Origin of the sequence: [Clostridium] ammoniilyticum, from assembly GCF_025566905.1 — a bacterium.
GTDB classification, from domain to species: Bacteria; Bacillota_I; Bacilli_A; order Erysipelotrichales; family Coprobacillaceae; genus Faecalibacillus; species Faecalibacillus intestinalis.
This window is the reverse complement of sequence record NZ_JAOQJR010000003.1, coordinates 46,071-57,579: the sequence shown is the minus strand read 5'-3', so window position 1 is coordinate 57,579 and position 11,509 is coordinate 46,071. Positions and strand designations below refer to the sequence as shown.

General features: G+C 21.7%; 10 protein-coding genes. 8 read left to right on the top strand and 2 right to left on the bottom strand.

Translation table 11 applies throughout. The features are described from left to right. Together OCV55_RS03850 and OCV55_RS03845 are read right to left on the bottom strand one after the other, a co-directional pair. Nucleotides 1-519 (bottom strand): transposase (locus OCV55_RS03850; protein ID WP_267309807.1); only part of this gene is annotated, 519 nt, incomplete at its 3' end. Between the two features lie 363 nt (nucleotides 520-882). Continuing rightward, nucleotides 883-3,567: a KAP family NTPase gene (locus OCV55_RS03845; RefSeq protein ID WP_267309806.1), complete on the bottom strand. Its 2,685-nt coding sequence runs from the start codon at nucleotides 3,565-3,567 to the stop codon at nucleotides 883-885. A gap of 628 nt (nucleotides 3,568-4,195) precedes the next feature. Here OCV55_RS03845 and OCV55_RS03840 point away from each other — a divergent pair. The 8 genes from OCV55_RS03840 (at nucleotide 4,196) to OCV55_RS03805 (ending at nucleotide 11,454) form a co-directional block, all read left to right on the top strand. Continuing rightward, nucleotides 4,196-4,321 carry a hypothetical protein gene (locus tag OCV55_RS03840; protein ID WP_267309805.1) on the top strand — a complete coding sequence of 42 codons (126 nt, stop codon included), beginning with the start codon at nucleotides 4,196-4,198 and terminating at the stop codon, nucleotides 4,319-4,321. Between the two features lie 15 nt (nucleotides 4,322-4,336). Next, a complete protein-coding gene (locus tag OCV55_RS03835; RefSeq protein ID WP_147579853.1) occupies nucleotides 4,337-6,418 on the top strand; it encodes an ABC transporter transmembrane domain-containing protein in 2,082 nt (693 codons plus the stop codon). Continuing rightward, entirely contained in the window at nucleotides 6,393-7,997 is a 1,605-nt protein-coding gene (locus OCV55_RS03830; RefSeq protein WP_147579852.1) for a hypothetical protein, read from the top strand. The genes OCV55_RS03835 and OCV55_RS03830 overlap by 26 nt, the downstream gene beginning before the upstream one ends. Before the next feature lie 19 nt (nucleotides 7,998-8,016). Continuing rightward, a complete protein-coding gene (locus OCV55_RS03825) occupies nucleotides 8,017-8,451 on the top strand; it encodes a thioredoxin family protein (RefSeq protein WP_118662153.1) in 435 nt (144 codons plus the stop codon). Nucleotides 8,452-8,485: 34 nt separating this feature from the next. Beyond that, nucleotides 8,486-9,736 carry an FtsX-like permease family protein gene (locus OCV55_RS03820; RefSeq protein ID WP_147579851.1) on the top strand — a complete coding sequence of 417 codons (1,251 nt, stop codon included), beginning with the start codon at nucleotides 8,486-8,488 and terminating at the stop codon, nucleotides 9,734-9,736. Nucleotides 9,737-9,739: 3 nt separating this feature from the next. Further along, nucleotides 9,740-10,498, top strand: a complete 759-nt coding sequence (locus OCV55_RS03815; RefSeq protein ID WP_118662155.1) for an ABC transporter ATP-binding protein — start codon at nucleotides 9,740-9,742, stop codon at nucleotides 10,496-10,498. Beyond that, on the top strand, nucleotides 10,488-11,147 hold the full coding sequence (locus OCV55_RS03810; protein WP_118662156.1) for a thioredoxin domain-containing protein: 660 nt from the start codon (nucleotides 10,488-10,490) through the stop codon (nucleotides 11,145-11,147). Before OCV55_RS03815 ends, OCV55_RS03810 begins: the two co-directional genes overlap by 11 nt. 88 nt (nucleotides 11,148-11,235) lie before the next feature. Beyond that, a complete protein-coding gene (locus OCV55_RS03805; protein WP_118662157.1) occupies nucleotides 11,236-11,454 on the top strand; it encodes a hypothetical protein in 219 nt (72 codons plus the stop codon). The last annotated feature ends 55 nt before the right edge of the window (nucleotides 11,455-11,509 follow it).

Genomic DNA, 11,509 nt, shown 5'->3' with positions numbered 1-11,509 from the left:
ATCTGTTGATAACACTACTAAAAAGGGTTGCTGTTCAGTAGCAACTCCTTGTTTGTGTTCTTCTTTACTTTTTGAGCCTATATAAGCAACGTCTGCTTCATAAAAAAAGCTATCCAGAATTTTTTCACTGTTACTTTGGGACATAAGAATCCTACATTTTCTACAAAGTAATAGCGCTGTTTTATAATTTATTTCTAATTCATTAGCTAATTCAATCGCAGAAAGACCTTTATTGGTCGTAAAAAAGAGATACATTCCTAAAATTAATTTATAAAGATCTAGCTTATTATCTTGAAATATAGTATTAGAAAGTAGGTAATGTTGATGACCACATTCTTTACATTGAAAGACATCACCTCTTTTAATAGAATAGTAATGTGTACATCCACATTTTTCACAGTAAAAGCCAACAGGCCATTTCATTTTGAAAAAGTATTTTACACATTCATCATGATTATTTGCATATTTTCTAGTTAAAGTAATTAAAGAATCTTTCTTTTGTTTTTGATTTCTAGCCATAGTATCCACCTCTTTAAGACAAGTATATAATATTTTAAAGAAGTGATAGATTATACTCCTTGGTTTAAAGTGAGAATAACGGTGTTATATCAAAAGATGTGTCAGATGGTTAATTAAGTTAATTTTTAAAATATTATTTTTTATATTTTCAATAAAATCATCTCTTGAACGGATACTACTAAAATATTTTGCACTTTCTTGAGTATGATTATTATCAAGAATTTCTATCAGTATTTTGATTGTTCTATTCTATAGATCCTTTGTGGATAATTGTTAGGATCTAGATTTCTGATAATTTGTATATAAAATCCTCTAATATTTGATAGTTAATAATATTAGAGGATAAATAATTTTATTTTTTTATTAAAATTCTAATTGATTTTTTGAAAAGAATTTACAATGAACATTATATTTAAATTGTAACCAAAATTTTTTTTCAATATGATTACATATTTTTTGTTGTTCTAATGATAAAATTATTTTTAATAAATCTTCTTTTATTATATTTTTTTGATTATTTGACATTTTTTCAATATTAAGATTTTCTACTAATTTTATAAAATTAAAAATGTTATTTATATTATTTTCTATATTACCTAGACAAAAGCTATTCTTTAATTTATCCATATATTTTTTTATTGATAGAAAGTTATCATAATTTGGAATTTCAAAGTAAATTTTCTTTTCATCTAAATAATCTATTATATCTCTCCATGTTTTTAATATATCTAACATATTATCAATTAGGTGAATGGTGTCTAAAAAATCATCTTTTACAATTAATTTTTTATCATCAGTATTGTTTATTGTTATTTTTGCAGAGTTAAAATAATTTTTTAAGTAGATAATTGTTTCTGTTTTATTTAATATTTCGTCTTGAGCATCAAGTATATCTGAAATACAATAAAAATTAAAATTTTTAGAAGTGATTTTTTCTTGGTTAAGAAATATAACAATTTGATTTAGTTTATCAATTGTTCGTTTAAAATATTGCTTATAAATTTCATTTGCACATTTGTTGATTGATTCGACATCAACATGGCAACCGATTTCATTTAAATTTATTATTGTGTTTTTTAATAGGAGAGTTATTTGTTTTCCATATGGATAATAAATAAAATTATAAAAAATACACCTGTTAGAATAGTGCTCTACGAAATATTTTAGATAGTGATTACTTTTTGACTTTAAATACATTGTATATTTTTCTTCTCTTTCAATAGCTAGTAATACTTTTTTTGCATAATCAACATTATTAACTACATTCAAGCATTCATATATGTATGAATAATAGTTATATAGTTTTAACGAATTACTTTCTAGTTCTCTTAGTATTTGTTGATGGTATTTTTCTTCAATGGAAAAATCTTTATTATATATTTCATATATAATTAATTGGTATAGATCTTGAATTTCGTACTCATCAATATCATGTAATATACAGTTATATAGGTTATTATATTTAATAATTTTTTTATAGTCTTTTATATTATTTAATAAATATAATGAATTAAAAGAATCATTAAAAAAAACCTTGAGCAGAGCAATTCTAAATAAAATTTCAATCCAATTTACCGATGAATACTTTCCTTCAAAATATGTATTAGTGATAAATAATGTTTTATTTACTGTATTAAGTAAATTCTCCATTGTTTTCAATAGTTTCTTAATTTTTCTAGGATTATTAGAATAATATTGAAATTTATTTATTGAGTTTCTTACTTCGCTTTTTTCATTATCATCTAAATTATATTCCAATGAGTATAAAATATTACTATTTGTTTTTTTTATCGTGTTAATGATCTCATCTCTTGTTGTATTGATATTTAAAGTATTGATTAGATCTGAACTAAAGAAAATCGAAGAATATTCATCAACAATTTCTTCAAATAGGACATTGGATAAGTTTATACTATAATCAATATATTTATCAAAAAAATCATCATTTTTATCGAATGAATTTAATTGGCCGAAATTCATAGTAAATATGGTCAAACATTTTTCTAAATTTATGCTTTCATATATTATTTTTAAAATATTAATCTTACTTTTTTCATCTATTATTCTGTCGAGGTCATCAATAAATATAAAAATTTTTTTATTTTCAAGTTTTTTTAATTCCGCGTTCATTTTCATTTTTGCAGTAGCAAAATCAGTATCATTTTTTTCAATAATATTTAAAAGATTGGAAATAAATTTATAATCGGTATTTTCAACCATTAGACTTATAGTTTTAAAATATTTATGAATAACACCATTATTTTTGGTATATATTTTATTTTTCTTCATTATTTCTTCTATTTGATTAGACATATTTCTAAGCATTTGGTTTAAATCACATTCTACACCACATTGTATATTCACTATTTCATTGCCTTCAATGGATAGTTGTTTTTTTAAAGCATTAACAAAACTTGTTTTCCCAGATCCCCATAATCCTGATATTACAATAGAATTATTTTCGTCATAATTATCTAGTAATTCTTTTTTTACTATATTTAATTGTTTTTTTCTTGTTTTAAATAAATTTTCTTTGCAGTCTATAGGACTATCATTTTTTAATGATACTTCATCTTCTGTTTTATTGGATATGTGGTTTATTAAATCTTTTATAATAGTCAAAAAGATAGTTAATTCATAAATACTAATGAATTTTAAAAAAGTAATTTTTCGTAAAAGACATATAAAAACTAATTCTGCCTTAATGACATAAATAAATAGGGTTAATATATGAACAAAAACTTCTTTTTTGGTTTTTGAATATATAAATAATTCAATTAGTAAATAAGTAATCAAAAGAGATATTACTAATAAACAAATAATCGTTGGAGCAAAATTATTAGTAAATTTAATTGTGTATTTAAAAAGACTTACTATATATCCAAATATAAATAGAGAGAATATTTGACATGTTTCGTTTAAAATATATGATATCAATTTTTGATTTATTTTTTTTTTAATTATCAAAAAGATTAAAAAAGCGAAAAAACATGTTGAAAGTAGATAAAAAATATTTTGTAATATAAACTTAATAAGTTCTTTTTTCATGACGTATACCATCCTTAAAAAAATAAATTGTTGTTATTATTATATGATATTATTTTCTATTTTCTATAGTTGATATTGAAGAAAACATATTTAAAAATTTTATATTTGTTAGTTAAAGATTGAGGCGGAATTATTTTAACAATTTTAATTGATCTAAATCACCCGGATCAAGATAAGTGACGAAATAGTCGCAAAAATTTCCAATTTTTCATTATTAATTATTAAAATATGATTTTTAATTTCAAAAATAAAATCATCTCTTAAGTATGAATTTGTAAAATAGTAAGGATACTCGCAAATATTTATATTTTTTAAAATTTCAATGAATATTCTTGCTTGAATTCTTAACTTTATATATTTTTTGAAAATTACTATAATCATGATTTCTTCATCTTTAAAGTATATGATTGTTTTTCATGTAAAAATTTCATCTTATATATATTATAGCAAGTTCAAAATAACAATTTTTGTTTATTTAGCTATGAATTTTTTTAAATAAAGTACTGTTTAATAGTGTATTTTGTGATGTGAAAATGTGTTTTATGCTATAAAAATTTATATTTGGTAAAGGTATATATATTATATAGGTAGAAAAGCAAATAATGATAACAATAAGGAGGTATGAAAAATGAAAAAGATAATACTATTTGCTAATATTTTGATTTTTTTATTATTCATAAGTGCCTGTAATAACAAAAAAGAATGTGTTGATAAGTGTTCTTTATATTATATTTCCTTGATTAATAAAAATTAATTGGTGGTGTATATTATGTTTGAGAGTTTGATACATGTTTCTCAAGTAACTAAAAATGATTGTGGAATAGCATGTATTGATATGATATTGAAATATTATGGATATGACGAAAATTATACCGATATAAGAAAATCATTATATATTACAGATAAAGGCTTATCTATTCAAAATATGGTTAATTATTTTCATAAGAGAAATATAAAAACAAAGTTATATAAAGTTAATACTAATAAGATAAAAATATATAATTTTATAAATATTAATGCACCTATAATAGGATTATTAAATGATAAAGATAGCTATCATTATGTTGTTATTTATAAAGTAAGACATGGCAAAATAAAATATTCTGATCCATGTGAAAAAAATATAAAAAACGAAAAAAATATAGATTTTTTTAACAAATTAGATTTGTTAATATTTCCAGTTATAAAAAAAAGAAAACATATGACTCTTAAAAATAATTTTATTTTTTCTAATATATATAATGAACGTAAAAATATTGTAAGAATATCTTTAGTTATTTTTTTAGCTTCGGCGATAGGAATTTTGTTGTCTTCACAGTTCGGATTATTTATAGATGCATTAACAAATGCCAAACAAAATATTTTTTTTAATCAAATGGTTATCTTGTTAATATTATTTATAATTTTGAACGTATTTAATTGCTATTTAAATGGAATTGAAAATATGATGTGTTTGAGAACTATTAAGAGAATTGAAAATAATATTTCAAAAAAGTTAGTTGAACAGATATTATATCAAGAAGTATATGATTTGAATCAATATAGTGTAGGTGAAATTACAAGCAGAGTGAATGATTGTGTCACAGTTTCAATGACAATAGCTCAGTTTTTTCTAACAATTTTGCCAGATATTTGTATCTGTGCTTTGGGAATTGTAATTTTATTTTATATAAATTGTAAATTGTCAATATTATTTATTGTTTCATTGTTTTTTTGTGGTTTGTTGATGATTATTACTTATAAAAAAGTATATGAATTAGAACATAATAATGCAATGTTATATTCTGATTATTATAGTCAGTTAATTGATATTATACGGGGGTTTTTAACCATAAAATCATTACGATCTGAGGAATATTTTAAATGCAAAACATTTAAGTTATTTGATGATTATACAAATGGAAGTTTACGCAAAGAAACATATATTACAAAAATATCCATTCTTCAAACATTGTTTGTAACTTATGCAAATTTATTTATATTATTTTTGGGAATTATAATGGTAGAAAAAAATATATTATCTTTAGGCAATTTAGTAATATTTTCGTCAATAACAGGGTTAATTGAAAATATTTTCACAAGAAGTATTAATTTTCAGTTTGATTTAGAAAATTTTATAGTATCGTACAATAGATTGACGCAATTATTTATTCAAAGAAAAAAAGATAAGACAAATAACGATAGAAATGAAATTGAAAATATAACACTAAAAAATGTGAATATTTCATATGGTGAAAGAAAAGTATTAGAAAATATTAGTTTGAAAATAGAAGATAAATATACCATTATTAATGGTAAAAGTGGAACAGGAAAAACCAGTTTTGCAAAAGTTTTAAGTGGATTAGAAAATCATTATGTTGGAAAAATAGCAGTAAATAACAGTAATCCAGATAAATATTTTAATTCGATAGTATATATATCTAATAATAGCGATATCTTTGAAGGAACAATTAGAGATAATTTGTGTAATGGGAAAATAATATTGGATAGTTACCTTAAGAAAGTGTGTAAAGACTTCTGTGTCGATAAAATTATTAAACAAAAAAACATTGGGTTAGATTATAAAATTGTTTCTAATCAAACTAATTTGTCTACAGGAGAAAAACAGCGAATTGCTTTGGCTAGAGCAGTTTTATCTAATCCAGCTGTATTAATATTAGATGAGGCTCTTTCAAATATTGATATAGAAAATAAAAGAATAATTTTAAATAATATAAAAAATTATGATTTTAAATTAATAATTATATCTCATGAAAAATACACATTTCCTGATTGTAAATATTTATTATTCGAGAATAATACTGTCAAGGAGGTGAAAAAATCAAATGAAAGTAGAATCGTTAAACAGTAGTTTTTTGAAATGTTTGGAATATATATTAAAGAAATATAGATATAAATGTAGTATTCAAAATAATAGATACATTTTTAATAAATTAGTTCAGATGGAAAGTCCTTATTCTATTTTAGATGAGCTTAATATTAAATACCAAAAGGTAAATTGTTTAAGTTCGGGATATAACATCAAAATTGAAAATAATATTGCAAAGGTGATTTGTATAGATAATGATGATTTAATTGATGGGACAAATGGTTGTAGCGATGAAGTAATAAAAGATAAAAGTGATACTTTTATAATAATTGAAAGTATACCAAATGATTGTATAAAATTACTTTCAAAAAAAAACTACATAATATATTCTATAAAGCAATTTCAATATGATCTAATTAATTTGCTAAAAATTTTTATAATTGCTCTCATTAATGATATATCTATATTTATTATTGGTGCTATGTTTGAAAATATAATCGATAATTTAATTCCTTATCGTAATATAAGAATGATATTTATATCTATATTAATTGCTTTTTCTTTTTGTATATTATTTTTAATAAATACAGATATAAAAAAGCGTTTATTTAATAAAAGGGCAAAACGCAGCAATGAGAGTTGTTATAAGATTATAAATCTTATAACAACTGTATTGATAATAATTCCAATATATTTTTATAACTTAGAAATGTTTAAATATATGCTTTTTTCAGTAAGTGTAATATTAATTTGTGATTATGTTTTATTTCTATTAAATTGTAATATAAAAAGTAATTTTTACAAATTTTTCTATATTTTGTTAGTTACTTTTTCTATATTGATGATGGTTTTTACGAATATAGCAATTTATATAAACAATGGTATTAATAGAGGAAGTATTCTTTCAAATTTATTGATCTATTCTTATATAATATATACTGCTGTTGACGCATATGATTTATTTGAAATAGTTATTATTAATTTAAAAAAATTATATAAAGATTTTTATATTAAACAATTAAATGAATTAAAAGAATCATCAATTATTAATGAAATCAATGACATATTTATACAGGACAATAATAAGAAAAAAATTTATTTAAAAAAAGGAGCTTTGAACGTAATACATAGCTTTCAAACATCAAATAAGAAGAATGCATTTGAACTTTTTAGATACTTAAAAAGATACTCTAATTTAGAAATATTTTTTAATAAAATAAATTGTTTGAATATAAAAAAAGTATCTATAAATGAAAAATGTGTAGTAATAGGAAATAATTATTTTGATAAATCCTTAGAAGTTTATGACTATTTAATCGAACAAAATAATATTGATGAAAAAAGTCTAGAAATTATTTTAAAAGAAATAAATTTATACGAGTGTTCAAAAAAAAATCTAATTAAAGGAAAAGAATATTTCACAGATTTTGAAGCGCTACTTTTGTTAATTTCTTATTATATAATTACAAATAAAAAAGTGATTATTTTTGATAATATTTTGTCAAAATTCGATTCACATACACTATATTTAATAGATAAGGTTTTAAAAAATCAAGAAATATATGGAATTTCTTTTGAGTGTAATTGTTTAAATGATTATTTTCCTAGTACATTGTTATAATTAGAAGGAGAATATATCTATGAAATTATTTAAGAAGATAAAATATGGAAAAAAATTGATTTTTTCAATGTTGTTATTAGCAGGAAGTATATGCTTATGTATTAATGTTGTTATAAATACTGTGAGTAATGAAAATTTATATATTCATATAAATGAAAATGAGTTTTTTGAATTAATAAACTATAAACAACAACGTATAGTATATTTTTATAAAAATGAATGTTCACCATGTAATAAATTTAAAGATACTTTAAATGAGGTAATAAAAGAAGAAAATTATGAGATATATGCATTTAACATAGATGTCAGTAAAAAGAATATTCTAGATTTTTTAGAAGAATATAAAATAGTATCAACACCAACGATTGTAGTTTATAAAAATGGTGTTGAAGAAAGAAGAATTGAAAATTTGGTCGGTATTTCAAAGTTAAAAGCTTTTTTGAATAAACAATAATAATTATTTTACTTCAGTGTGGGAGGTAACTATTATGGAAAAATATCTATTACTTATATTGAAGCAAGAAAAAGATAGTGCAAAAAACATCATTGCATCAATTTCAATAGTATTGGTAGTATGTATGATTTTTCTTAATATATTGTATAATCCATTTTTAACGATCAAGCCTAAAAACTTTTTTGATATCTTTATTATTCCTTCAATAGTCTTACTTATATTAGTTATTTCTACCATGATAATAACGTATTCTTTTAATTTTTATCTTAAACAAAATTCTAAGGAATTAGGGCTAATACGCTTAATGGGATATGATTTAAAAAAAACTATAAAATATTATAGCATAAAGATAGGAATATTGTATTTTATAGCATTTGCTTTTTCAATTTTACTTTTAGTAATATTTATACCTATCATTCAATTTATTTTATATAGATTATGTTCTATAAAAGGAGATGTATTTTATTATTCTTGGCAAGCGTTTATTGAAACGGTAATTATTATTATATTAATTTTGTATATAGTTATATTTTATCAAATAATGTATATTAATCAAACTAGTGTGGCAGGGCTTCTAAAAAAGGATAATATTATATCATCAAGAAAAATAAGTAAATTTTTAGGTTTTTCTCTACCGAATATTATATATGTAGATTTGTTTTTTATAGGAATTATTATTATTGCAATGTTAGATTTTTCAGGAGGGCTTTCTATTATATCATTTTTTGGGGTTACGGGTACATATGGTTTATCAAAAAGATGTATACCTATGTATTTAAAAAATATTGCAAAAAAAAATAATAATAAAGATTATTATATAATAAATAGCGAAGTTTCATTATTCATGCAACAAACTAGTACATTGCTGGTATTTTCTATTTTAATACACATTGTTTTACCAATTTTAATAGGTGTGATGAATGGAGAAAACATTCTAGTATTTTATATTTATAATATGGCATACGTTTTATTAAATAGTATTATTTGTCTTTGTATTTATAAACTGTTTTCTTCATCTTTAATAGAGAAAAAATATTATTATAAAAAATTATATAGGTTAGGATGGACCAGAGAAAAAATTAAACAAGTAATATATAAATCTATAGTATTATATTATTTAATATTATTTATCATTAGTATTTTATACATTGGAGCTGTAGCATTTTCTATGAGGCGAATAGATGATGTACTGCTTATAATTTTTTTGATTATTTTTGAATGCTGCATACCATTCGTAATTCTAATAGATAAAAGTTTTAAATTAGTAAGTAAAATTGAGGTATAGAAAATGGATAGAATAGTAATTGCAAATGATCTTACAAAAATATTTAACAAATATAAAACAAATCAATTAATTGCTATTAATAAAATAAGCATAGAAATTAAGGAAGGGGATTTTATATGTATAATGGGAAAATCAGGATCTGGGAAAACAACATTACTAAATATATTATCTACCATTGATGATTATGATTCTGGAAATTTGAAAATTTTAGGTTATGACATTAATAATATTTCAGAAAAAGAAAAAGCAAAATTGAGAGAAACGATAATAGGATATATATTTCAAGATTATAATTTATTGGATTCTCTCACTATAGAAGATAATATTTGTTTTTCTAGTATTGTTAACAAGGACGTAGCGGATAGAAAGAGTTTATATGATATATTAAAAAAATTGCACATAATGGATATAAGGGACAAATATCCATATGAGTGTTCTGGTGGTCAACGACAAAGAGCTGCAATAGCAAGGGCTTTGTTACAAAAACCGAAAATATTATTTGCTGATGAACCAACAGGTAATTTAGATAGCAAAAATACAATACAACTCATGAAACAATTAATTAGTTTGAATAAAAAAGGAATCACAATCGTGATGGTGACACATGATTGCAAAATAGCATCGTATTCAAATAATGTATATTTTATTAACGATGGGAAAATAGTAAAAAAATTAGAAAAAAATAATAATGTTAATAATGAATTTTATAAGAATATAGTAGATTATAATTTTAGATATATGGAGGCTAATTATGAAAAATAAAAAAGGAATTATATTATCAGTATTGTTATTACTTTTATTAGTTTGTGGTATTGATTTCTATAAAAATAAAACTGATTCATTTTCAAATTTTGATCATATTACACCAAGGCAAATATTGATGCAAAATAAACAAAATTATTTTGTCTATTTTTACAAAAAAGATTGTCCTTATTGTAAAAAAATTGAAAAAGATATTATTAAGTTTTCTAGCAATAAAAAAAATAAAGTTTACTTTGTAGATGTATCACAACATAAAAAGGATATAATTCAGTATGATTGGGTTGATTTCCATACAAATAACGATATTGAAATAGGAAAATTGACGAAATCTGGAAAAGTAAAGTATTACAAAGAATTTTCAAAGAATTATTTTAAAAATAATAAAATAAAGAATAAATTTGATAAAACAGTAAAGGTTAAAATAATAACTGCTGATAAGGAATATAAAAAACAAAATAAAAATGCTAAAAGTGGTTATGTTTATGCAAGTATTCAAACACCTGAAATAGACTATTCTTCTCTACAAATTGGTAGACAACCGGTTATTGCAGGGGTACCAACGTTATTAGAAATTAGAAATAAAGAGTTTTATAATTATTATTTTGATTCTCCTGAAATTAAAGCATTTTTGAAAAATAGCGTTAATTAAAATATAATTAATCTTATTACATTATTAATAAGATTAATTATTCCCTTAAATCTTCCATAGACATAAAAGAGATGAGGAGGATAAAAATATGAAAGATACAGAAATTTTATTGAATAGTGTTTTTGAAGAAGTAGAACTAGATAATATTGATGAAATTGAAGCGGGGAAACTTGCTTCTTGGCAATGTTCATGGCTATCTTATTGTTGTATACATGGATTGATAATTGGATCATCTGCATCAGGATGGTGGCCTGGTATGAATCCAGATACATCTGGTTGTGATGCATATAATAAGTGTTGTAAATGAAAATTGTTTGAAAATAAAATTTTCTTCTTAAAACAGTATCATTGCTTATTACTAT